The sequence below is a fragment of the Paenibacillus sp. FSL R5-0486 genome, from assembly GCF_037975155.1.
In the GTDB taxonomy this organism is placed as follows: domain Bacteria; phylum Bacillota; class Bacilli; order Paenibacillales; family Paenibacillaceae; genus Paenibacillus; species Paenibacillus amylolyticus.
Genome location: NZ_CP150237.1, coordinates 2,663,868 through 2,688,250, shown reverse-complemented (window position 1 = coordinate 2,688,250; position 24,383 = coordinate 2,663,868). Strand labels below are relative to the sequence as shown.

Annotated in this window: 28 protein-coding genes; 2 read left to right on the top strand and 26 right to left on the bottom strand. The window is 41.6% G+C overall.

Annotation, left to right across the window (positions count from 1 at the left end):
• Positions 1-1,224: 1,224 nt before the first annotated feature.
• The 18 genes from MKY01_RS12170 to MKY01_RS12085 form a co-directional block, all read right to left on the bottom strand.
• On the bottom strand, positions 1,225-1,692 hold the full coding sequence (locus MKY01_RS12170) for a hypothetical protein (RefSeq protein WP_282321800.1): 468 nt from the start codon (positions 1,690-1,692) through the stop codon (positions 1,225-1,227).
• 140 nt (positions 1,693-1,832) lie between these two features.
• On the bottom strand, positions 1,833-2,318 hold the full coding sequence (locus MKY01_RS12165) for a hypothetical protein (RefSeq protein ID WP_282321801.1): 486 nt from the start codon (positions 2,316-2,318) through the stop codon (positions 1,833-1,835).
• A gap of 203 nt (positions 2,319-2,521) precedes the next feature.
• Positions 2,522-2,746 (bottom strand): helix-turn-helix transcriptional regulator, encoded by a 225-nt coding sequence (locus tag MKY01_RS12160; protein WP_282321802.1) that lies wholly within the window; start codon positions 2,744-2,746, stop codon positions 2,522-2,524.
• 73 nt (positions 2,747-2,819) lie between these two features.
• Positions 2,820-3,530 (bottom strand): HAD family hydrolase, encoded by a 711-nt coding sequence (locus MKY01_RS12155; protein WP_282321803.1) that lies wholly within the window; start codon positions 3,528-3,530, stop codon positions 2,820-2,822.
• Positions 3,531-3,680: 150 nt separating this feature from the next.
• Positions 3,681-4,073: a contact-dependent growth inhibition system immunity protein gene (locus tag MKY01_RS12150; protein ID WP_282321804.1), complete on the bottom strand. Its 393-nt coding sequence runs from the start codon at positions 4,071-4,073 to the stop codon at positions 3,681-3,683.
• Positions 4,074-4,275: 202 nt separating this feature from the next.
• Entirely contained in the window at positions 4,276-4,623 is a 348-nt protein-coding gene (locus tag MKY01_RS12145; protein WP_127543665.1) for a hypothetical protein, read from the bottom strand.
• A gap of 309 nt (positions 4,624-4,932) precedes the next feature.
• Complete coding sequence (locus tag MKY01_RS12140; protein ID WP_282321806.1) at positions 4,933-5,409, bottom strand: GNAT family N-acetyltransferase; 477 nt, start codon at positions 5,407-5,409, stop codon at positions 4,933-4,935.
• A gap of 235 nt (positions 5,410-5,644) precedes the next feature.
• Positions 5,645-6,691 (bottom strand): hypothetical protein, encoded by a 1,047-nt coding sequence (locus MKY01_RS12135; RefSeq protein WP_282321807.1) that lies wholly within the window; start codon positions 6,689-6,691, stop codon positions 5,645-5,647.
• 164 nt (positions 6,692-6,855) lie between these two features.
• Positions 6,856-7,926 carry a dienelactone hydrolase family protein gene (locus MKY01_RS12130; RefSeq protein ID WP_282321808.1) on the bottom strand — a complete coding sequence of 357 codons (1,071 nt, stop codon included), beginning with the start codon at positions 7,924-7,926 and terminating at the stop codon, positions 6,856-6,858.
• A gap of 193 nt (positions 7,927-8,119) precedes the next feature.
• Positions 8,120-8,779 (bottom strand): hypothetical protein, encoded by a 660-nt coding sequence (locus MKY01_RS12125; RefSeq protein ID WP_282321809.1) that lies wholly within the window; start codon positions 8,777-8,779, stop codon positions 8,120-8,122.
• 162 nt (positions 8,780-8,941) lie between these two features.
• Entirely contained in the window at positions 8,942-9,442 is a 501-nt protein-coding gene (locus MKY01_RS12120; RefSeq protein WP_282321810.1) for a DUF2716 domain-containing protein, read from the bottom strand.
• A gap of 160 nt (positions 9,443-9,602) precedes the next feature.
• Positions 9,603-10,049 carry a DinB family protein gene (locus MKY01_RS12115; RefSeq protein ID WP_051447118.1) on the bottom strand — a complete coding sequence of 149 codons (447 nt, stop codon included), beginning with the start codon at positions 10,047-10,049 and terminating at the stop codon, positions 9,603-9,605.
• Between the two features lie 295 nt (positions 10,050-10,344).
• On the bottom strand, positions 10,345-11,442 hold the full coding sequence (locus MKY01_RS12110) for a Gfo/Idh/MocA family oxidoreductase (RefSeq protein WP_127543675.1): 1,098 nt from the start codon (positions 11,440-11,442) through the stop codon (positions 10,345-10,347).
• Between the two features lie 63 nt (positions 11,443-11,505).
• Positions 11,506-12,678, bottom strand: coding sequence for a Gfo/Idh/MocA family oxidoreductase (locus MKY01_RS12105; protein ID WP_076330735.1), 1,173 nt, complete (start codon positions 12,676-12,678; stop codon positions 11,506-11,508).
• On the bottom strand, positions 12,675-13,589 hold the full coding sequence (locus tag MKY01_RS12100) for a sugar phosphate isomerase/epimerase family protein (protein WP_282322191.1): 915 nt from the start codon (positions 13,587-13,589) through the stop codon (positions 12,675-12,677). Before MKY01_RS12100 ends, MKY01_RS12105 begins: the two co-directional genes overlap by 4 nt.
• A gap of 342 nt (positions 13,590-13,931) precedes the next feature.
• Entirely contained in the window at positions 13,932-14,429 is a 498-nt protein-coding gene (locus tag MKY01_RS12095) for a metallophosphoesterase (RefSeq protein ID WP_282321812.1), read from the bottom strand.
• Positions 14,430-14,684: 255 nt separating this feature from the next.
• Entirely contained in the window at positions 14,685-15,119 is a 435-nt protein-coding gene (locus tag MKY01_RS12090) for an Rrf2 family transcriptional regulator (protein WP_076208829.1), read from the bottom strand.
• Between the two features lie 42 nt (positions 15,120-15,161).
• A complete protein-coding gene (locus MKY01_RS12085; protein WP_017689054.1) occupies positions 15,162-15,539 on the bottom strand; it encodes a DivIVA domain-containing protein in 378 nt (125 codons plus the stop codon).
• A gap of 198 nt (positions 15,540-15,737) precedes the next feature.
• Here MKY01_RS12085 and MKY01_RS12080 point away from each other — a divergent pair, with 198 nt between their 5' ends.
• Complete coding sequence (locus tag MKY01_RS12080) at positions 15,738-16,304, top strand: TraR/DksA C4-type zinc finger protein (RefSeq protein WP_036609176.1); 567 nt, start codon at positions 15,738-15,740, stop codon at positions 16,302-16,304.
• A gap of 176 nt (positions 16,305-16,480) precedes the next feature.
• On the opposite strand, the gene MKY01_RS12075 is transcribed toward MKY01_RS12080, so the two are convergent.
• The 7 genes from MKY01_RS12075 to MKY01_RS12045 form a co-directional block, all read right to left on the bottom strand.
• Positions 16,481-17,173: a helix-turn-helix domain-containing protein gene (locus tag MKY01_RS12075; RefSeq protein WP_076326798.1), complete on the bottom strand. Its 693-nt coding sequence runs from the start codon at positions 17,171-17,173 to the stop codon at positions 16,481-16,483.
• A 133-nt stretch (positions 17,174-17,306) separates the two neighbouring features.
• Positions 17,307-18,596, bottom strand: coding sequence for an MFS transporter (locus tag MKY01_RS12070; protein WP_339286461.1), 1,290 nt, complete (start codon positions 18,594-18,596; stop codon positions 17,307-17,309).
• A 248-nt stretch (positions 18,597-18,844) separates the two neighbouring features.
• The gene (locus tag MKY01_RS12065) at positions 18,845-19,120 is read right to left on the bottom strand and encodes a barstar family protein (protein ID WP_127543685.1); all 276 of its coding nucleotides are present in this window, start codon (positions 19,118-19,120) and stop codon (positions 18,845-18,847) included.
• 14 nt (positions 19,121-19,134) lie between these two features.
• The gene (locus tag MKY01_RS12060) at positions 19,135-19,575 is read right to left on the bottom strand and encodes a ribonuclease (protein ID WP_076318556.1); all 441 of its coding nucleotides are present in this window, start codon (positions 19,573-19,575) and stop codon (positions 19,135-19,137) included.
• A 269-nt stretch (positions 19,576-19,844) separates the two neighbouring features.
• Entirely contained in the window at positions 19,845-20,852 is a 1,008-nt protein-coding gene (locus MKY01_RS12055) for a Gfo/Idh/MocA family oxidoreductase (protein WP_282321814.1), read from the bottom strand.
• Positions 20,853-20,854: 2 nt separating this feature from the next.
• A complete protein-coding gene (locus tag MKY01_RS12050) occupies positions 20,855-21,229 on the bottom strand; it encodes a helix-turn-helix transcriptional regulator (RefSeq protein WP_036609188.1) in 375 nt (124 codons plus the stop codon).
• 514 nt (positions 21,230-21,743) lie between these two features.
• Positions 21,744-22,892, bottom strand: coding sequence for an acyltransferase (locus MKY01_RS12045; RefSeq protein ID WP_282321815.1), 1,149 nt, complete (start codon positions 22,890-22,892; stop codon positions 21,744-21,746).
• A 72-nt stretch (positions 22,893-22,964) separates the two neighbouring features.
• Between MKY01_RS12045 and MKY01_RS12040 the strand changes: the two genes are divergently transcribed.
• On the top strand, positions 22,965-23,357 hold the full coding sequence (locus MKY01_RS12040) for a DUF202 domain-containing protein (protein WP_282321816.1): 393 nt from the start codon (positions 22,965-22,967) through the stop codon (positions 23,355-23,357).
• Between the two features lie 177 nt (positions 23,358-23,534).
• On the opposite strand, the gene MKY01_RS12035 is transcribed toward MKY01_RS12040, so the two are convergent.
• Entirely contained in the window at positions 23,535-24,140 is a 606-nt protein-coding gene (locus MKY01_RS12035; RefSeq protein ID WP_017689064.1) for a general stress protein, read from the bottom strand.
• Positions 24,141-24,383: the final 243 nt, after the last annotated feature.

The following is a 24,383-nucleotide window of genomic DNA, read 5'->3' as shown; positions in this document are numbered from 1 at the left end:
AAATACATTGTTATACGCTACCCCTTCTTCTTCGATTCCACATCCTTATATGTCTTTACGTGTTTTATCTTTTGGTTCTATCTTTTGCTCCTATCAAATCCGTTTCCGCATAGGAAAGGAAAGATCCCCTCATTTACTCTCGTACGCCTTCAGCAGTATCAACTTTGGTTTGTGTAGTAACTTCATCCAATGAACGCTAGCCTTATAAGAAGCTCGTGTTCCTCGGACCGGAGATTTGCCGATGGCTTCATTCAGATTCCTGCTCACGTTGGACACCCCTGCCTTAAGCTATGGTTTACTTCTAACCTCACCATTCGGGACTTAATCCTTGATATAGAATGGATGCTGAACGCACAATCAAAATTTAAGAGGATTGTTGTCCTCCCTTTAATTCGCAATAGACAAATATGTATTAATGACATGCACAATACCAAAAAGTACTGTTGGTATAATAGCCAGATAATTTTGAAGTCAAATCTCAGCTAATATAAAATATACTACCGGGAGAAAGGCCATCCCCAAAAAAATAATCGAGTTTGCGTTGCCTGTAAAATACAATATCCATAGCCCATAATAAAAAATCAACATTATTGCCATACCAATTATATACGGACATCGCATTTCAGATGCTTGTTTTCTTACAACAAATATCAGAAGAAAGAAAAATATCGCCTGACTTCCGTGCTCCAAAACATCTAAAATCAAATGGCTATTTGCATTGTTTCCTGATATATCTGACGCAGGAATTAAAAAATAAAATATATTTGGTATCATTGGCAATAAAAAGATTATCAGACCCTTCCATGAAAAACCAAAATGATAATTCATTTGATCCTCTCTTTCGCATAATAGAAATATTCTTTAGTTTGCACTTTATTATGAATCCGCTTCGCTGGTATTCCTCTTGATGACCAAGGAGCATAACTAACGATGTGGAAATTTATTGTTATATGGTACACCTTCTAATATTCCGTTCATCCTGGTTTTCAACTGCTACGTTGTAAATGTATTCTTTCACCTATATTTATTATTTGTTATTAATTGGTTGCATGGTTTAACATTCTTAAGGGGTTGCGTATAACGTTCCTGTATTCACGACCCGACGTATGTCGGGTGTTCGGCGAATGCCGGGCCAAGGACGAATGTCCGCAGTGTGAATATAATGTTATAGGATGTCATCTGCTTCTTCGAATCACTTATTTCTCTTATACCATTCCCTTTATATCAACTATATTTTTCTTTTAATATTTCTATATAATTGAGTGGGATTTCTGAGATTTTCAAAATGTCTGATACTTCAAATCCCAGTTTTAAAGCGCTTCTTGCAGTCTTCAAATTATGCTTTACTTTAATCATCCGATCTTTAAGTAATACGTCTCCAAAATCCAGGTAATCATCAGCGATCTCACCGTTCAAAAAGAACTCTATATCATAAGTGCCTATTTGCTCTTCTATGTAAAAGATATTAATTGAGCAAAATACCACTGCTTCTGTTGTATTAAAACTATATTTTAGGTATATGGCACGCTCTTCAAGACTTATAAATTCATCATATAACTTTCCCATAAAAGTATCATGATAATCGCTTTTGTTCTCGTCACGCCACTTCCTATAGGTTTTCCAGTAATTTTCTTTCGTGCGTTTCATCGCATTATACTGGTTATCCCATTCAAGTAGAATTTCTTTATTCACTCAATCACTTCCTGACAAAATTATATGCACCCAAATAAATACGTTGTATATGTTTGCTGATTTCATATAACTCTCTTGTATTCACGAACCCTTACTGGCTTAAGGGCCGCCATGGGCTTCCCGCGTGAATACGTTGTTATCTAAGGGGAATTTTGTTCGAATCTGCGATATAAAAAGCTATTTAGTCTTTGGCCAATTGACAAACCAAGCATTAGAAACGTACTTATTCCACTAATGTTTGTATATTCAGCTCTTATAATTATTTCAGAAAATTCATTATTAAAGTTTGACGCCATTCCAAATAGCTTATATAGGTTCATACCCTCTTCTGCAAGGATATCAGATTTAAGTATTTCAAAATCATTATTATGAATTAATTCAATATCTATCCTTGTATCCTTCTCCCGTTCAAAATACCCTGACTCATATCTCTCAACATTGATAAATTCTAAAGTGCATTGGTCAGTGTTTTTAGCAACATCATATGGATTTAACATATGACCAACCAATACATTAACTGATTCTATATTGAAAGTAATCTTATTCTCTTCTAAGTAAATTGATTCAACTATGCAATCATGAAAATCAATGCGATCTAGTTCATTCTTTGTGTTGTACAACTCCATCGAATTCACCCTCATTAATTATGTTTCAAGCTCTTTCAGATAACGCTCCTGTATTCACGACTAAGTGAATGCTGGGTGTGTCTGCTGAATCTGCTTCCACGAAATCCCTCCAACAGACCAAGACTCCATGAAGAGTCGCTGCTTGAATATTATGTTAAGCGACGGATCTCATCTTCAAATAATCAGCAGATATTTTCATCCCATCATTGATCTGCTATATGCTCCAATAAATCTCCAGGCTGGTATCCCAATGCCGTACATAATTTATCGATTACGTCTAACGACACATACTCATTCGTATTGAGTTTTGCCATCGTTGCCGATGAACTCCCCTTCTCGCTTGCCTTTCGGAAAACGTTGGTGCATTCCTGACGTTCAAGCGGCTTAAATGACCGAAGGAACGGGTCGATGGACTTAGCCTGTTGCATGTATCGCCTGATACCGCTTCTTTGAAATTCTTCTAAGCGATCAAGGACGAATGCCCACGGTAGAAATGCGTTGTTATACGACGATACTTCCTTCTTCGATTCCACTAATAATATCTCTTACTTCTTTTAGATCTCTACATATAAAGTTGGGTTCTGCAATATCTGTTTTAATCTTATTTAACCGATTTAACCAGACTGTCGCTATTCCTAAAATACCTGCTCCACCGACATCGCTCATTAAAGAATCCCCGATATGTAACACCTCTTTAGGAGACAGATTGTGTCTTTCTAAGGCTTCAATAAATAATTCTGGTCTTGGTTTATATGATTTAACGTCTTCACTTGTAATTATTTCATTTACCTTTATCCCATGATAAGCTATTGCGGCTTTTACATCGGCTGTGTCAATATTCGATAATATGTAGACTTCATATCCTTGAAGAGTTTCTAGAAATGGAATTGTATCACTAAATATTTTAGGCTCACTCCAATGATCGAATTGCTTCTGGATGATCTCATTTACATCACAGTTTGATCTATATTTAGAAATCGTCTCAGATAATGATAGGATTCCGAGTTCGCGCTGGGATTTAAATGTCTCACCATAGCTGTTTTTAAACATACTCGAAAATATCTTCCACCAGTATCTACCTATATCACTTACTTCGCATTCTTCCATACTATTTTCTTGTATTTCCTTACAGATCAATGGGATGATATCGTCATCCTCATGAACCAAGGTTCCATAAAAGTCCAGAAATATTGCTTTAATACTCATCATCATCCCGTCTCCTTTGATTAAACTCTCAACCTATTCTTCAGTATTGTCGTATAACGTTCCTGTATTAACGACCTAGCGTATGCTGGCTGTCTGGCGAATGCCGGACCAAGGGCGTATGCCCGCAGCGTGAATATTATGTTATGTGGAATCGACTTACAAATTGCTCCTGTATTTATTTATCTGCTCGTCTAATGTCCTTCTCACTTCTTCATAGGTTCTAATCACTTCATTCAATTCGTTCTTTAATTCTTGATGTTCGTTCCAATATTCTTTCTCTACTTTGAGTACCGAACAAAATAAATCTCCAATATATAAATCTCCTGATCCGAATGGGTTCTGTATTAATTTTTCTAAGGCTATTCGCAAAAGATAATCTAGATTCATTTGTTGCCCGATCAAAAGTCTTAAGTCTTCATTATTTAATTCGCAAAGAGGTTTTTTCCTTAATTGATGTACTTGTATTACTAATGAGGAAGCAAAATTCGGTTCGTCCCAATAGTCGTTTTCAAGCTCTTCAAGGGTTTTGGTTAGATCGATTTGTTGCATGGTTTCACCCTCTTAAAGAAATGATTTGTGGTATGTCACATAACGTTCCTGTATTCATGAACCCCAAAGGGTTGTCTGCTGAAATGCCCCCTGAAATCCTTTTCACAGACCAAGGCTCCAATGGAGCCGATGCTTAAATATTATGTTAAGCGTTGCTTCTGTCTTCCTGAGTTGACTTCATTGATCCTGTACTGACATAAATCTAATTTTCTTGGTTCTTATTCTTGGTATGCCAATTTAAGATCTCTTTATGCGTTCTATCAATCTTGCTGTTAAATCGTTCTTTGTACTCTTCTTTAATATCGTTGGGATCATATCCATACCATATCTCACAATTGATTAAAAGATCCCGAATCTCATCCATCGACTCTTGAGAAAGCAACATTAATATTTCCGTAGTTAAACGATCATGTTCGTCATCAGGAGCACCACCTTCAACTAGATTCACTGGATCAAATCTGTTAACGATTTCTCTTAGTTCTAAAAATGTCTTTGAATCTTTTGAGATCTTTATTTCACGATTCTCTTGAGAATTATTTCCAAATTTCATATATTCCCTCCACGATAAATCTTCGAGTCCACGTTAACGTTTAATAGGCCTAAAACCTGTAAAGTGTTTGCTTTATAGGTTTGCTCCTCGGTAATCACACCTCTTGTTCGAATCACTTCGTCGATCTTAGTAATTCCTCGACTTTGAACCGTCTTAAATGCGCTCTTCCAGAAGTTGCGCTTAACGTTCCTGTAGCCGATTGGATGTGTCACCTGATTCAGCTTCTACGAAAACTCTTCTTGGTGACCAAGGGAGCGTAGCGACCGATGTGGGAATGCAATATTATCGGATGTAACATGACCCCTTGAATCAACTAATAAAATCCTGTATTCTTCTTCCATTCTCTATCCGTTCTTTAAATTGCCCTTTTGTATATTCATCAATGGTTTTATTCCAAAATATCTGAGCCGATTTGTTTCCTTCGATCTGATAGACTTCCCATTGTCCTTTATATAAATCAAAAATACGAGCAGCTACAGCTTTGCCAATCCCTTCTCGTCTATATTTCTTTAATATAAAAAACTCAGCAATTGAATAGTAATCACGTTCAGCCGTTTCAATTAACCTTACCAATACAAAACCCACATGCTTATCATTTTGTTTAATTAAATACGGAAATCTATGATTCTTTTCTATCCAGTAATCTTCTAATGGATACGCTCCGTATAGCCCATTTTCTTCTACATCGCATTTTATAAATTCTGAAAAGTCATAAATATAAAACTGCATCAAATTCGCCAAAACTTCCTTACATTCTTTGTTTGCTTGAATTATTTCAAATTTCATTTGATGTTCTCCGCTCTAATTTTATATATTCATGTTATTTCCGATTACGTTCCTGTATCCACGACGTGCCACCAACTTAAGCGACCAACGGGAGCGGCCGCAATGCGGTTAGTCGGTGCGGATGTGTCCGCCTGAATTCACTTCCCTGCCACTCTCCTTCTGGCGGACCGAGGAGCCGCCAGAAGGAGAGTGGATATGATGTTATCGGAAGTGACTAACTTCTTAGATATACCTACTAATTGTTCTTGTATTCTTCGTAGTTTAATAAGCTAAGTCTTCCTTCATCATGCATTTCTTCTGGGAATCGTACAGAATCAAGAGTATGAAGTGTTCTTGCTATATTTATACATTCTTGCACTTCATTATCAACTTCATATTTTCTTATTAAAATTTGCTTTAATCGATTAATTGTCTCCTCATTAGCATTATTAATATCTATTAAAATACTTAAAAACATCCATCGCGTGTGACTATCGCTTTGAATAATTTGGCCATCAATTGATGGAGTGTAACCTGAAAACACCTCGAAGAGTGTGACAACTTCCCTTGATGCAATCACACCTAATTTAATTATTTCTTCCTCAACATCGTACTTATGGCGGTACATTTGTTTAAGTGATCTTGTACCTTCTGTTTCATTGCCAATAATAAATTCATATAACAAATTAGACCAATGTGTGACTTGCTCTTCTTTAGACGTTGAAGAAATTATGCTTAAATATTGTTCATACTCTTTAACCTCAGGAAATGCTTTATAATAGTCTTCTATTGTTACCGTCTTTTTTATGTATTCATAATATTCAGAGTCATGCTCTACAATAAATGAAATAAAGTGACCCGTTTTATTTAGTTTAGAAAAAGTAGGTCTAAGTTCAAAGATTATTTCCACTAAAGCATTAATAAACTTTTGTGTCAGCTCATTCAATGATTCTTCATCTTCATCATCGAAAAACTCCGAAAGTTTTTCTTCATATAATTGTTCGAATTCATTTATTAATTCTGGTTGTTTTGTGTCTTCGTATGAAAAATCCCCAACATTGTATTCTAGCCCCCTAAAGCCGAGTAGCTTGTCTGAAGTATAAGAACTATAGTGCTTATTAACATGTTTTTTAAACGAATCTAAGGTATTCCACTTCAAATTAACATTCCCATATGTAGCATGACAGTCCAAAATCAAGCAGTACACATCTTTATTTTCAGTTGTTGTTGCAAACTTCTCAAGATTATACTTAAAATGATTCAACAATGTACTTCTCCACAAATTGATATCAAGGTTCTTCATTTTTCTATTCTCCTTTTCAGGTCATTTCCGATAACGTTCAGGTATTCACGAACTTCCGCAGGAAGTTGTCACATGAATCTACTACTCTGCCAGAAGCATCACCATTGACCAAGGCGTAGCCGCTGCATGAATACTGTGTTATCAGATGGTGACGACTACTTGAACTACACACTAACTGTTTGCCCCTTAATATTAATCTCAACGATATCAGCCGATCGTTTATGATTAAATGAATTCTGTAAAGAATATGATTTTCCTTGAATAAATTCACTTAAGAAAGCAGTTGAATAATCACTAATAATTTCATGTTTATTTATTGCTTCAATATCTTTAAAATGTATTGGAACATCACTAAATGTCATGTGGTGAGCTCCTTGGACTTTTACAGCAGCTTTATAACCATTTAATTGTTTATAGAGCTTTTCAAATCCACTAATAAAAGGATTGATTATCCCTTCAGATAACTCAGTAAGTAATTCATCGTAAGTACACTTTTCTTGTCTCATAATTAAAAACGGAGTATCTATTTTTTCGTTTTTTTCTAAGTCCAAAAGATGGAAACTAGCATCAAACATTACTCCTGCTCGAATTCTATTGTCTCTTTTAGCCACCTCAAATGCAGCAGCGCCTCCCAAAGAATGACCCACTATTCCTATGCTTCTATAACTAAATCCTTCGAGCAATGATTGAGAAAATAGTAAATCAAGATGATTAATAACATACAAGATATCTTCTACTCTTGTATCTAACAATTCCCTCCACAATATAAAATCTGTACTTTTGATATTAGTTAATTGAGCAGTTTGATTAACAACACGCCCATCAGGAAAGATTGAAAAAACAGATTCGTATGTCGCACCAATGGATACTACTATATATCCACAATCCACCAAATATTTAATATGATAGGTATACATATCCCTAGAAACTCCAAATCCAGGAGAATATAAAATAACATCAGATTTTGCATTGGAATATTTCGGATTATAATTGTTATATATATGTGTTTCTATGGTATTCAAATATTCAATGTCTACTCCCAAGTCTTTTAGTATGTTAATTGCCTTGTCTTTAGATGGATCAAATAAGTCCATATAATTACTAACATTAATCTGAGTATTTTTATCATCAGTAGGATAATAAATACTAGTTATAATTGCTCGCTCCTCATCGTTAGAAAAGGGATCTTTTCTAGATTTATCATTCAATACGACAACATTTCTTCCCACATTCATTAATTTCACCTATTTCTTTTGTATTTTATAACTTTCTGATAACGTTTTTGTATTCATGAACCCCAACGGGGTTGTCTGCTGAAATCCCTCCTCGAAATGCATCCAGCAGACCAAGGCTCCGACAGGAGCCGCAGCTTGAATATTATGTTATAGGATGTCATCGACTTCTTTGAATCACACAATAATACGACATTCAATCCAATAAGAAATCACTGGCAATCTTGTTTGACACAAACTTGCTTTGATCGTGGGAAAGGAATAGATAATCTATTGGATATCCAACAGATGGTGTTGGTTTTAAGTTCTCCGCTTGAATTTTTAGCTTAAAAAGTGTTTCCATGAAGTCAAAAACTTGGTTTTCTTGCATCTTACTAAAATCGGGCAATGGTAACACTTGATTACGAACTTCCGTATCATCAATTCTAGCTAGCACACTATATCTTAAAAAGCCTTTACGATCCACGTTCTCCCTTACTAGATTGAGTCCACTATCAAAATCTAGATCATATATAAATGGCTCAGTATCTTGATATCCCGCTTTATGGTAGGACGTTTCGAGCTGTGGGAAATTTGACTTTATATATAATTGAAGAGCGTCAGCTACATCACACTGTCGCATGCTAGATTCCACTGTGTGGGTGAAATTTTGTAAAATTTGTTTAATTGTCTTTTCTCCCCATGAAGCTCTCCCTCTCACAGAAATCCCTGTTCCGGTTTTTCGAATAAAAAACAACTTCTGTATTGAGCCATAACCGATTATTTTATTTGTCTGATAGTTTTCCGTCCGCTGGAGCAAGGTATCAGTTCCCATAACTATACATTCATGTGCATATGCTGTTGCTATTAAAGTCATTCAGAACTCCCTCTCAATGGTAGGATCTTGTGATTTAAGATTTATTCTATTCCTGCTGATTTCCTATAACGTTCCTGTATCCACGACGTCCCACCGACTTAAGGCTCCGAAGCGTGGATATGATGATATATGTAGTAGGTCGCTTCGAAGCAACACTCACAATCAAAAGTTTTTATCAACAATTTTTTTTAATAATTTCGGTTTCTTTTGTTCAATACTTTGAATTAGTTCTTCTCCAAATATACTTATCGATTTCTCCCAGGGATGACCCAAAAATCCCCATCTGAATTCTTTCTGTATAAAGAAATAATAATCACCATTCGGAAAAATAGGCACTGGCCATTCTCCAAATTCATCTCTTATGCTCTCTATTCTTGGATTAAAATAGTAACACCGATGCTGCCAATCAAGCGCTAAAACGTACTCATTCTCTTTAGTACATTCAACAAAGATATTTTCCATTTTTTCTTCTAAGTCCTTATATAATTCTTCGTACTTATTATCCTTATATATATCACTAACATCATATTTTATATATGGAGCACTTATCTGTAAGCTAGGCCAATCATTAGGATGAACACTGGGCTTAAATTTCAAATCATTATATATCTTATCCCATATTTCATTTTCTTCATTTTCATTTATTTCTATCCAATTCTTCATTGGATCTCCCCTTGCTTGTTATTGAATGCTCTAGGCCTATTACATATAACGTTCCTGTATTCACGACTCGACGCATGTCGAGTGTCCGGCGTATGCCGGACCCAGGACGAATGTCCGCAGCGTGAATATGATGTTATAGGATGTCCATGTCTTCTCTGAATCACGCTAATAGGTTTTCGATTTGTTTCTTATGATGTTCATCATGGTGTACGAATATTTTTAGATATCTTTCATAGGTATAAGGTCGTTTATCATTGCCTATAAAAAAGTGAATTTCTGAATGATCTACCTCACGGAATTGGTTGACTAAATGGGTTCGAGTTTCAATAAAGGTTTTAATCATACTTTCTCTGTCTGTAAATTCTTTAGCCTTCTCTATTGCTTTTAAGTTATGGGTATCATGATCGACGAATCCTGGGAGTTTCACTTGGTCTTTTATGTGTGGGAGCATTGTATTTAAAGTATATGTATCCCAATTCCATAGATGGGTCACGACTTCCTTCACCGTCCACTTTCCAGGAGCAATCGACTTTTGCCAAGTCACATCATCAATTGATTTTACAAATTTATTGAAATGTTCAAACTGCTCTAATAGTTTCTTGTTCATCTTCTTTAGTCCCTCCTGAATTAACTTCGCATGGATTTCCTATAACATCATATCTACGAACTTCGTAAACACTTCTCTTTTCAAACAATATCCGAACTACATATAATATAACCCAAATTAATCCATATGCGAAGTCACGAACATACTCAAAAAAAGCAGCCCCAGTGCGAACTGCCCCATTTGTTAGAAAAGACTAACCTGTTGGATGCAGTTTTACATTTGGGCTGCTCTTTCTTTGCTCAACTTTACTAATAACCTTTAGTGATCAACCTTTGCTCTCCTTCACCTAAAACATTTACTTGGCTCCGCTACTCCACACCACGCGCTCGCTCATGGCTTTGTGCTGTGCAATCAGACAGAGTTCTGCCGCTTTGAATGCATGTTCTTGTGTCATGGCTGTCTCGGTCCGGTCCAGGCAATCGCGGATGAGCTGACCGAAGAACGGGTAGCCGACCTTGCCTTTTACATTGTAACGGTACTCCCCTTCATGATTGACCAGGTACACCTGATCCCCCTGAGGTTCCCTTGCGATGTCGATATACTTCCGCAGCTCAATATAACCGTCCGTTCCCAGAATAACTGTACGCCCATCGCCCCATGTGCCCAGACCATCGGGTGTGAACCAATCCACTCGGAAGTAACCGGACGCTCCGTTGTCCCCGATCAGAGAAGCTTCGCCGAAGTCTTCCAGTTCCGGGAACTGTGGGTGATTGAAGTTATGCACACGACTGAACCCTACCTCAGCGTCTGTACATGATGCAAACGTCAGGAATTGTTCGATCTGGTGACTCCCGATATCACAGAGAATACCGCCATACTGCTCATGCTTGAAGAACCAGTCGGGTCTTCCTCCAGCATTCAGGCGATGCGGGCCTGTACCCATAACTTGCACTACTTTGCCGATTGCCCCTTGTTCAATGAGTTGCCCCGCATAGATCGCACTTTCTACATGCAGTCGTTCACTGTAATACACCATGTACTTCTTGCCCGTTCGCTTCACTTCTTCTCGTGCAAACTTTAATTGCTCCAGCGTGGTAAACGGGGCTTTGTCTGTAAAATAATCCTTGCCTGCGGCCAAAACTCTCATACCAAGCGGCGCACGATCTGAAGGGATCGCTGCACTTGCCACCAATAACACCTCATCATCTGCAAGCACCTCTGCTTCAGATCCAGCGACTTGAGCCTGTGGGAACTGCTTCCGAAATGCCTCTACCTTCGCCGGGTCCGGATCATACACCCACTTGAGAGTAGCTCCAGCCTCCAACAATGCCCCAACCATGCCGTAGATGTGTCCGTGATCCAGCGCAACAGCAGCAATCGTGAACTCACCCGGACCACATACGACCTCTTTTGTAACACTTTTTGGTGCATAAAACATCCCGTCTTTAGCCATGTCATCCCATCCTTTTTATAAAATGTTGATTACAATGAACTCGTCTTACATAACAAATCGTCTTCATTTAAACGTCTGACTCAAATCAGCAGGTTGACTGCCACTGAATGCCTTGTCTTTCTTCGTCGTTGATCCAGCAATGCGTTCCTGCAGATGCTCATAGAACAGATCCTCATCGATCGGCAGATCCACCCAGTTATCCGTCCAGGTGGACAGCAACATAGCGTTCGATAACGTCAATCCGTGTATACCATCCTCACCGGGAGCAATGAGTGGTGCGCCTGTACGAATCGCATCAACCCAGTTGCGAATCAGACCCGGGTGCCCCGTTTCCACACCTGTAATCGGAATTTCGCATTTCCAGCATTCTGGCTGTCCAAAACCTCCGGTAAACCGCTGATTGAATTCAGGCTCTGATTCGCGAAGTCGCCAGAACGTAAGTTTTCCATCTTCGATTACGATTTTACCTCGGTCTCCGTTGACCTCAAATCGGTTCGTACCTGGTGCTTCACCAGTAGTCGTTACAAAGACACCTGTTGCTCCATTTTCATACTCTACATAAGCTGTTACATCATCTTCTACTTCAATATTCCGATACTTGCCAAACGAACAGAAAGCACGCATTCGTACCGGCATCATACCAATGGTCCACTGCCACAGATCCAGTTGATGCGGGTCCTGGTTAATCAGTACACCGCCACCTTCCCCTGCCCAAGTTGCCCGCCAGCCGCCGGAATCATAGTAACTCTGGGATCGGTACCAGTTCGTAATAATCCAGTTGGTACGACGTACCTCTCCCAGTTCCCCCGACGCAATCAAGTCTCTTAGTTTAATGTAGAGTGGGTTGGTCCGCTGGTTATACATCATGGAAAAGACTTTACCGCTGGCTGCGGCCGCTTCATTCATCTTGCGTACCTGTTTCGTATATACACCGGCCGGCTTCTCGATCATGACATGCAAGCCATGCTGGAAAGCCTGAATGGCCTGTTCCGGATGATCATAATGCGGCGTTGCAATAATGACTGCATCAATCGTACCCGAAGCCATCATCTGCTCTGCATCCTGCCAATAGGTGACCGTTGCCGGAAGGTGACTGGATACCCAGCTCTCCATCTCTCTTCTTACATCACATACGGCGACCAGCTCTGCACCGGGTACTTCTCCAGCCACCAACGTTCTGGCATGTGCTGCTCCCATGTTTCCTATACCAATAACCGCTACTCGTACGATACTCATGACTGCTCCTCCTCGTCCACACGACGCTCAATTTCGGCGAAAACGTCTGCAAAATGCTGTAACATCGCCTTGGATTCCAAGGCACCACTAAAGTCCTCAATTCCGTAGTATCCGTCATACCCAACGGCACGAAGATCCCGCACCATCTGTACCCAATCGACCATGCCTTCAGTCAGCGGCGTCCAGTGACATTTCCAGGCTGTATTCAGAGCCACTCCGCTACTCTTCTCAGTCACATTAGCCTTTTGTGAATCTTTCCCTTCTGGTTCAAACCACCCGGCATTTTTTACATGTACATGAGCCAGATAAGGCCCCAGCAACTCAAGTCCCATCCGATGATTCTCATATCCTTCATGCACCATATTGCCTGGATCGTACAATACACCAACATGCTGCGGGTCGAGCGATTGCACAAGCCGATAGGCCAGCGATGCCGTCGGTGCAATCGTCTGGTGATGTGTCTCTACAATCGCCTTGATGTTGTACTGTTTGGCCAGATCTTGTACTTCACTCAGGTAATCAACGGCTTTACGATACAACTCAGGATAACTGGTCTTGCGATCATATCCAGGAACACCTACACGCATCATTGAAGCTCCTAACCCAGCCGCAGCCTGAAACGCCTGTTCGGTGGCAGAAAGATCTCCACAGTTCAGATAAGGTACAAGTGCGATGGATTTTCTACCTTGCCCTAACGCTGCTTCACGAAAAACAGGAACCTGTTCTTCCCAGCGGCTCGGATCTACCGAGCATCGATTATTTCTCCAGTAAGACGGCTCTTCAGACATTGCATCTTCAGGAATTCCACGGAATCTCCACTCAATTCCATCAATCCCCGCTGCTGCCGCAGCCGATGCCAATTCTTCTGCATTCAGATCAGGGGTAGCCACGGTGAATACAGACAGTTTCATCATGATCCATCTCCTTATGTAAACGTATTCATTTCATGTCGTAAAGGCATTGTATCACTCCACTGAACGTCACCATAGGGGAAAACGCCAACAGATGAATGACAGATAACGAACAGAGCACATTCCCCATTCAGAGATAACTTCTCAAGAGAATGATGTGATCAGAAATCAAAAAAGACATCCCTGGAACAGATTTGAAATCTGCTCAAAGATGCCTTGTACAATAATCATATATATAAGATGAAATTTAAGGAAAAGGTTCCCTGTCCGTTATCAAGTCGCCACTTCAGTAGCTGGTTCTGGTTCTTGCACTCGTCCAACTTGCAACCAGCGCATATCTCTCTAATCCCGATCAAAGAAAACGTGTTCAGCCTGTATTTTCCCCTGTTCTATTGTCATGATGCCAAATGAGTATTGTTTCTGAAAACGCCGATCCGTAGGCGACCCCGGATTAAATACCAGTGTGTTGTCCACGGTATGCATCACCGGGATATGTGAGTGTCCGTAGATCACAGCATCCAGATGCTGGCCTGCAAACGTATGAATTGCATTCTGCTCCGTACCCTTTGATCCCAGATGACCGTGCACAAGACCCAGACGAAGCCCTTCCACTTCAACAATACGGGAATATCCCAGTTTTTCAGCGATTTCGGACGGGTCCGTATTACCCGCTACACCTTCAACTGGTGCATACTCACTAAGCAATGGGTATACACTCCAATCCGACCAGTCACCGGCATGAAGAATGAGATCTGCACTCGGCAATACATCCAGGAGCCTAGTCGGTAACTTCCGTGATTTACGTGAACAATGCGTGTCAGAGATGACTACAATTTTCATATAACAACCCACCTTTCCTTTAAGAGGTTGTTCAAAAAGTCCGCTTTTGATTACGAAGGATGCCTAACGGCATCGCAACATCGAATATGGAATTCAGCCGAAATAAGCATATGCTTACGAAGGTTGTTTCCTTAGGAAACATTGTAGTTGCTCACGTAGTTTCCTACGCTCCGCTACTCCATTTCTAACTTCATCCCATCTTCTCGGTACTGAAAACCACCCTTTTTGAACATGCACTTTAAGTCTTGTTGCAATCTATTCTGTCTGTGATGGAACAGCTTGCATCTGAGTACAGGAACGTTCCATATCTTCGAGTGTAATGGATGCAAAGAACTGCTCCACCTTCGCCTCGGCAACCTGATACAGATTAGTCAGCAAGCCGTCTATATGCAAGCCTACCTCACAATCCGGGTTACAATTGCCATGAATCGGGAACAATGGACCTTCGTCCTTGGCAGCCTGATAGATCATGGCTAATGTGATTTCACTTGATGGCTTCGCTAAGTAGAAACCTCTTGTTCCAGGAGAGGAGTTCACCAATCCTGCCTTTTTCAGCCCGCCCAGAATACGTCTAACGACGACAGGGTTGGTATTCACGCTACCTGCAATATGTGCAGACGTGATTCGTTCAGGCGCGCTGAGTGACAATAACAACAAACAATGCACACTGACCGAAAAATGAGTACTCATGATTAACCACCTTTATTTAATATAATCCAGGACATGCTGACGTTATTCAGAGAACAGATCCTTTTCGGGACGTGCTCTGATCTTGAGCTGTCGCACACTGTATTCCAGTTGTTTCACAATATCATCCAGTTGTTTGCGATCAATCTTGGTTGGATCTTCCACCGGTTTCGCGGACGACTTGAGATCGCGGATCGTTAACTGCTGTTCTTGCCATTTGTCCATCAGATCTGCAATATTGGCATAGAAACGTTCGTAATCTTTGATGACCAGATCAAGATAAGCATCTACCTCATCCGGATCATAACCACGAAGTTTATAATTAAATTGTTTTTCATGAATCGATAACGCATCTAGCTGCACACCCAATTGTTTGAACAATTGTCTTTGTTTATCCAATCTTCGTTTCATATGTTCATCCATATTGACAACCTCCATTATAAGCCAAGCCGTGTTTCATTTCCTGTGAATAACATACGGCATTTTCTCTCTCTATTTTTTATAACACATAATCCGTCAGATATAAAACGATACAGCCCTATTCCTCACGAAAATGATTGCTTTTCATCCAATTCGGGTAAAGACTCACTACACCCCACAACGGGAAAGGAGCATGTCCTTATGAGTACATTAACTAAAGATCAACATCAAATACTGAAAAACGCCCTTTTGGAGCAACGTGAAAACTTGCAACGTCATTTTGAATCCAGCATGGAAGACGGTGCTCCAGTCGAGTCGCTGAAAGATTCAACCGGTGAGCTGTCCTCCTACGATAATCATCCGGCAGATGCCGGTACGGAAACATTTGAACGCAGCCGTGATCTGGCGATTGACGATACATTAACAGACGAATTCAATCAAGTGAACGACGCATTGGAACGTATGGAGCAAGGTACATATGGAACCTGTGTAACGTGCGGCGAAGATATTCCCTTCGAACGACTTGAAGCTATCCCCTATACGGCTTACTGTATTGACGACACGCCTAATCGGGAGATCAGCAACGATCGGCCCGTTGAAGAAGAGGTAATGACCATGCCTCCGAGTGGTGCTGGAGAAGGAAGACAGCAGCGGGCCGGCAAGTTCGACAACGCAGATGCCTGGGAAGCGGTCGAAGAATATGGTACATCCAACTCCCCCGCAACCGCAGCTAAACGTGATGTGAAGGGCTACGATGAGAACATGTAACTTTGTTATGAACCGAAACGTTAAGCGTCAAAATTGATTGATTCCATAGACCGCTCCACCATTAGCCTTCCTTATCACGCATTAAAAAGCCGCCATTGGGCGGCTTTTTCTAGTTTTCTCCATAGCAGTCTCTCACATTTGCCGTTACTTGCTTCCTGCGATAACGCTAAACCCATTTATTCTTCCGACTCACTACCAGATGATGCAGATTCCTGCCGCTTAGACACAGATCGAGACGTTTTCGGAGTTGCTTTACCCTTACTGGACGTAGCTTTCTTTTTCTCTTTTGCATCTGTCTTAGAAGCAGGTATTTTCACTATAGGTTTAGAGAGAGCAGAGAATAACTGAAAGACCTCATGTTCCCCTTGTCGATTCTCTTTTGTAGTATAGGGTTCACAGAGTTTTATGATGTTTTTATACAGCTGCTCTACTTCCTCACGGGTTGCATACAGCGTGATGTCCGAGAGAAACATCCGATCTTCGTTTTCCGCCTGATGCATGAATCGCTGACGACTTTGTTCGAACATCTCATTTAATAATTTGAGCGTCTCGGACCGAAACACCTGTTTCAATGGAGAGTTTTCCTTGTCTTCATCTTCGTGACGGAGATGGATCTCTCCGGTGAATGGTTCGTAGTATTTTGCGATAATCCCATTAATCTCACGTGTAGAAACGATGGTCAGCAGACCAATTTTCTCCAGCTTTTTCACATGATAGTGAACTTTGGCTGGCACCTCACCCATCTGGTCGGCGATCTCTTTGACAGTGGATGGTCTGCCCTGCTTGTTAAACATATTCATGATCTGTATCCGATACGGATCGGAGTAGATTTTAATTTCTTCAATTGTTGAAAGAACCTTGTGCGCCATCCCTGTATCCTCATTTCCGGGGTACCTGTTGTCCATCGATATCTCTATTATAACGTTGCGTCAGGACTTCGGTCAAAACGAGCGAGAAATGACTTGATACAGAAAATTGGCTAATGATCACTTCTGAATATCTTCACAGAGCACTTCGAAAACTTTTGCTAAATAACAACATACCTGCTGACATGGCAAGCATAATACCGAAGACAATAAACAGAACAGGCATGGTCATCCAATCCGCAAGTGCTCCCGAAGCCAGACTCCCAAGGGGTGCAACACTCACGACAAGCATACTCTGAAGGGCATACACTCTACCCAGCATCTCCGAAGGGGTAACTTCCATAAGATAGGTGGCCAGCGGTGTTGTAGCCAGCGGAATCCCCATACCCATCAGTAGACAAAAGGCCGCTGCAACCGGCAGTTGGAAGGAAGTCATGTAAGCGGGTAGTGCCGTCATCGCATAGCTGAGACCCAACATGACAATACCGCTGATGACCAGCACACTTTTACGATAATTCGCTCCCCTTTGTGTCAACCATACTCCACTGAGCAACATACCTCCCACCATCAGCCCACTAAGCAGACTTAATCCCCCAGCGCCAGCATGCAGCGTTTCAATGACATAGGGTGTACGAAGAACATTAAACGGCATCAGGCAGAAATTAACGAAAGCAAACAGGATGGAGACAATTAAAAGTAAGGCATGTTTACGAAGAAAATGAAAAGCTTCCGCCATTTCGGAGAATATACTACTTTTGTCGGATGAAAGAGAATTAAAAGTAAGGCATGTTTTATCTTCATTGTTAGCAGATGTTGAGACTTCAGGGTAGCCTACTCGGCTCATCATTAAAGCACTTAGCGCAAACAACCCCGCATCAATCAAGATCGTCCAGGCAATCCCTATTGTAGCAATAAGGGCACCCGCCACTGCAAGTCCTGCGAGTTCGGCCACTCTGGTTGCGGAAAAGGACATGGCATTACCCGAAAGCAGCATCGATGTGGGAAGCAATCTGGGGACACTGGACACTTCCGCAGGCGTAGTGAAACATTCCAGCAAAGAATTCAGAATCGTGATGACAAACAGATGCCAGACTTCAAGTTGGCCCAAACCAAACAGCAAAGCTGTAATACCCACCAACAACCCGCGACCCGTATTCGTAATCACAATCACTTTTTTGGGAGACATGCGATCAACCAAAGCCCCGGCGAACAGACCCAGAAGGATATTGGGCAAAAAATTCACCGCCAGCAACGTACCCATCAACACTTTCGAACCGGTTAGAATGTAAACCATCCAACTGTAGGCAATCGAATCAATCGAATCACCAAATCTGGATACAACTTTACTAAGCATAAATTGCATGTACGGTCTGATTCGTATTAACTCACCCATACCTTGCTTGCCAACTGCTGTGTTATCGCTCATCCCTTTTCACTCCTCAACGTTAAAATATTTTTCATGTTAATTTTATTTTAACGTAAGTCATGCAGAAATCAATACCTCCGTGAAAATAATTTTAACGACAAGGAAGAAAAGTAAAATCTCGCTCTTCTTTCAGATGATTCGTAATCAACACAAAGACTTTTTGAACAACCTCCTATAACACAAAAAAACAGACCACATGTGGTCTGCTCGGCTGGACGTATTGTATTTGAACTGTCTTTATTTGCTACCTACTTCTCAACAAGCAATTGAAATCCAGCCTGTTCAGCCTGTACCTCCAACATCAAATCACGTACCCGGCCTGCTTCATTCCCCAGTCGTTCTTCGCTGATTTGGTAGTTGGTCCATTTTAACTCTAGTGGAAGTTCAATTGTACCCGTCAGGCAATCCCACAGAGCGTCGAGATTACCGCCATAAAAATCCGGCAGTTTAAGCTTAACCCTTAATTGTTGATGAAGTTCAACGCTACTAGCAAAGTCTTCTCCATCCAGAATCACGGTATTCATGGCTGCTCCTTCCTCTATTTCAAACGTGTAAAGGATGCATAGTGATCTGTCGTTTTGTAGATGAGTCCATCATTGGAGTACACAATTCGATCCGAATTACGGAAGCCGGAAGTATAGTTAATATCCGCTTCGCGCCATGTACGTCCGCTGGCCGAAGGCAGAAGCCCCTCCCGATTGCCAAATGTATCCCCACCGATGCTTTTGCCAGGAGCAACTACAGCCAAGTTTCCTTTTGACGCTACCCAGCCAAGTCCTGTTGCCTGTGATTTGGTAATAAAGTTACATGGCAACGTTCCGTTTGCACTCAAATAATTTGCTACACCCGTAAACGTATTGATGATGGTACATGTTGCAGCAGATGCCTTCTGCTGTCCGACTGGAGTGAACTGTGAACCTGTGAGGAAAACAAACGTTAACAACAATGCCAGTAATGCGGTGGATATCAACTTTTTCATCAATCCGGCCTCCCAATCCTTCAAAGTAGATGAACGTGGTCACGATATGCGTTCTGTAAGCTGTAATGGTCTAGTTGTATGTTCTGCTAGATTATAGTAAACAAGTCATCTCATGACTATTTATATCACATCAATTTGGTAGAAATATCAAATAAAGACGTTTAAATTGTAAAATATTATAATGGTAACATTTTAAGACAGAAAAAAAGACTCTCATCCCTGAAGATGGAGTCTACTTTTCTAGTATGTTTAATATGACCTGACCTAATCTAACCGATCAATTGCACACGTTGACGAGTTCGAGCCGATTCCAGGCACGCATCAATAACGCGCATGTTTTGAATGGTATTTTCCGGACTGAAAGGTAAGGCCTCTCCTTCAAGCACAGCCGTTGCAAACGTCTCCACCTGAAGCACATAGGAATTCGACACGGATACACGTTCCTCACGGCTGACCGAATCCGTGTGTACAATAATCTGAGGTGGAATATCACTGTTCTCCCAGCCAAACACTTTTGGCAGTTCAATCCGCCCTTCCGTCCCGAGAATCTCCATCTCCGCTCGACCTGAAGCCCACATACCACAGTCAAAAGTTAAAGCTACCGAATTCGGAAATTCTACCAGTCCCGACGCCATCATATCCACGCCATCATGCTCGTCCGAGAATAGAGCGTGAACTGTCACCGCTTCCGGTTCCTGTCCCAGATACATCCGGGCCGCGGAGATGGGATACACGCCAAGATCAAATAATGATCCGCCGCCCATCTCTCTTTTGAACCTTACATTCTCCTTATCATCAGCGGTATTACAGGTAAAGTTACCATGGATGGCTCTGACGATGCCAATCTCTCCACTAGCTATAATCTCTTGCACACGTCTGTGCTTGGGATGATATCGATACATAATTGCTTCTGCAAAAAGAACGCCTTGCTGATGACATACCTCAATCATTTCTGCCGATTCATCAGCATTCAGGGCAGCCGGTTTCTCACACAACACGTGTTTGCCAGCCTGTGCCGCTTTGATGGTCCATTCTTTGTGCATATGGTTAGGCAAAGGAATATAGACGGCTTCAATGTCCGGATCAGCGATGAGCTCTTCATAACTGCCATACGATCTGGCAATACCGAGTTCTTCGGCAAGGGTTCCCGCTTTTTCCTTGCTACGGCTGGCAATTGCCAACACCTCACCACGTTCGGACTGCTGGATCGCTGGAATGACTGCATTTTTGGCAATGGTTGACGTACCGAGTACACCCCACTGTAACTGTCTGTTCATGCTCATCTTCCTTTCGTACCGTAATTGTCCTCTTCTGCTTTGTGTAACATGCCGAGACAACGATCCAGATCCGTTTTGACCTGTTTCTTGTATAACTCAGCTTTTTCCGCACCATCATCCGTGAAATGATATAAAACGATTTCCTGAAAATCGACCTTTGGATCGTTACCCTTCAGCTTCTTCGTGCGATAAAATACACCCTGTTGTACCAATTCATGTAATGCCCGATATACCTCGCTCTGGGGTGGTACATAACCGTAGTCTTTGAATTCCTGCTTCATCGCCTCCAGCATCTCGTAACCATACCCCCTGTGCTGTTCAACCATCGTAATCAGATACAGCTTGATAAATGCCCGCTGTGCAATCATAAAAGCCACGTTCATTCCCCTCCTGTCAGAACCTATATATCTAGTATTATAAAACTTATGTTCGGGTTCTGCCATCTTTCTCCGCTTTGCCTCCCTTTTATCTATCTTTAAAAAAGGTGAGCAAGAAATCGTGAGGATACGCGTTAACCTAGGTAAGCACGGAAAAAGGTTTCCTGTTGTGAATTTTTCAGGTAATGAAATTTTAATTTTTATTCAAACGAATCAATTTCATAATACCTTTAGCTGCTTCAATCAAGGCTGGATATCGATCGAAACGGTTCAATTTGTCTATATCCAGTTACAGAAATCCATTTTTAGTGAGTTATGAAATTGATTCAAAAGTTGTTTATTTCAGGGCTCAGGGTGTCGTGAGATCGAATTTTAATGACAAGAAAGTCTGTGCAAAAGCTGTAAAAGCTGTAATACCTGTGCTCCTGTATCTTGTGTTCATATACTCTCGTACTCCCGTACACTTCTATGCGGCTGTGGTGATCTATTATGAATTTTTCATATGTTGATGGATTCATTTATCGCGGACAGACTTCGGTACGGTTCCCACAATCCATTTGCCCCAGCTTACACGCGAGATAAGCCATGTCACTACACAGGATAATGTAAGAGCCAACAACCAGGTGATGATCATTCGGACGACAGGGTTCCATCCCATAGCAACGTAAAACAACTCATCCGGAATGTAGCTATACCGCAGCATCAACATATGCATCAGATAACCGCCATACGATACACCACCAATCCATCCCAGCAATCGTGTAGCCCTGAGGTTGTGAAGTTTTCCGGCCAGCTGGTACATGACCATAATGGAAGCGATCAGAAAGAGTGCCATATCAGGGCGGATCAAGCTGACTGTGTAGAACGTAATTTTGATTCCCTCCGGCTTTTGAAACTCCAGCATTAATAAATAAGTAAACCGCAGACCCAGAACAATAAACACTGTCCAGTATATCCAGCGCAATCGATGAATCCATTCATTCCAGTGCTGGACAGATAACCCCGCTGCTGCACCAAGTACAAAATAAATAAAGAAATAGAGGAAATTACGGTCTGCATACGTTGTAAAAGCATCTGTCAGCACCGGAATATTCACCTGTTCCATGAACTTGGCGATGTTTCTTAATTGATCCGCAAGTACAAGATACACCACACCAGAAATCAATAATGCGATCAAGCGCCCCTTGGCCTCATATCGGTTATATACATAACGAATGGCTCGCAAAAAGAGCGGAAATAACAGATAAAACTGAATCAACATAATGATATACCAAAAGTGTGAAGTCGTTTTGCCCGTAAGCAACTTCAGGCCTAGGTCTGGGATGTCATTCCATCCAAATCCGGTCCAGCCCCGCGGTGCAAGTGTAAAATAAATGAGTGACCAGATCAGGTAAGGCACGATCACGTCGTTTACTCTTTTTCTCATAAACTTGCCGTAATGCAGCTTGTCTCCCGTGTTATAAAAAAGCACCATACCTGTTATGAATATGAATAAAGGAACTGCAAATTTGGAGAGCATCAGCAGTATGGCCAGTAACACGCCATCCTCCAGTCTCGTTTCCGGGACTAATGAGTAATGTGCGATGGAATGCTGGAGAACCACCGCTCCAAAGGCAATTCCCCTTAAGCTCTCTATTTCTATAATTCGTTCTTTGCGAGGCATACATTCAGCCATCCTTTCTTGGTTTTGCGATAAAAACAAAGTACAATGAAGCCGTATATTTAATGAACGGAGTTGATTCACATTTCTTTAACAGACAAAGACGTAACCACTACCGATTCCAAGTATGTCCAGCAACATCTGGCTAACGAGCGAACTTTTCTGGCCTGGGTACGCACCGGTATTGCCATGGCGGGCATCGGATTTCTTGCTGCCGGATTTGGTTTCAACTCGTCGGCGTATGATCGGCTTGCACATATTGCGGCGATTATTACGGGTATCACTTCTCTGATTGGCGGCATATCCATCATTATGTATTCGGCAGCAGCCTATCATCGGAAGCGTACCCAAATCAATGAACAGACGTTTCAGGCATCGACCGGATTAATCCAGTTTCTTACCATGATGCTACTGGTGATTGGACTCGCTTTGGCTGTACTGTTATATGTATTGTTATTCCCTGCTTGACTGGGTAAAAACACCATCCGACATTATTGACAACCACCCATATGCAACACAGGGACAAAAGCCGGCTTCCCTTAAGGAAACCGGCTAATGACCATCTGGTGGATCATATATGTCATTCCATTTTGCAGATAAAAAGTCATTGGGTTTTATTTCATAACGATTATATTCGCGGCAAGATTACAGGAATGTATTGTTACCGAATCGCGCTGCCTTGTTTTGGGCTTCCAATCTGCGTTCTTCCATATCCAGATCCGGACGTTCGGCTGGCACATCTCCGCGATGAGCTGCTTCGGCTCTGTCTCGGTTAAGCTGGCTGTTGCCACTGAACACATCGTACACATCGGAGTCCCGATCCGTAGAATCTACGAGCAACAGGATTTTACCATTCTGTACATACTCCTCATACTGTTTAGCGTCCTCTTCCGGAATACCAAGACCCACAAGTCCACCCACCAATCCGCCAGCTCCTGCACCCACAGCTGCACCGGTAAATGCTGCTGCGATAGGGCCTGCGGCCAGAATCGGTCCTATGCCGGGTATGGCTAGTGCACCGATACCTGCGAGCAGACCGGCTACGCCACCAAGGACACCACCTGTTGCTGCACCAGCAGCCACGCCCTCAGGGGCTTTGGTACCTGTCTCTTCCCGAATTGCCTTCAGTTCATCCCGATCTTGTGTAACAACGGAGATTTCATCTGAAGTGAATCCTTGTGCTTTCAAACCCTCGATAGCCTGCGATGCTTCACGTTCTGTATTAAACACACCTACGATTTTCTTCTGCATAGTGAATCCCTCCTCATATTATTGAGTGGTTCGCTATGTTATTACCCGCCTAAGTTTCTTTTAAACGTTTGCAAGTCAATATACTATGTGTTGATAGTAAAAAATTGCTGAAGTTCATTCCTTATTAATCCTCATCAGGGTGTGCCTTCAAACTAAGGTATGTGATACGTTATCAGGCATGTTCTACGTTGAAGGATGTTAGGGTCCATAACATCTTGAAGTCCAGACTGGCTGATCCTGGCG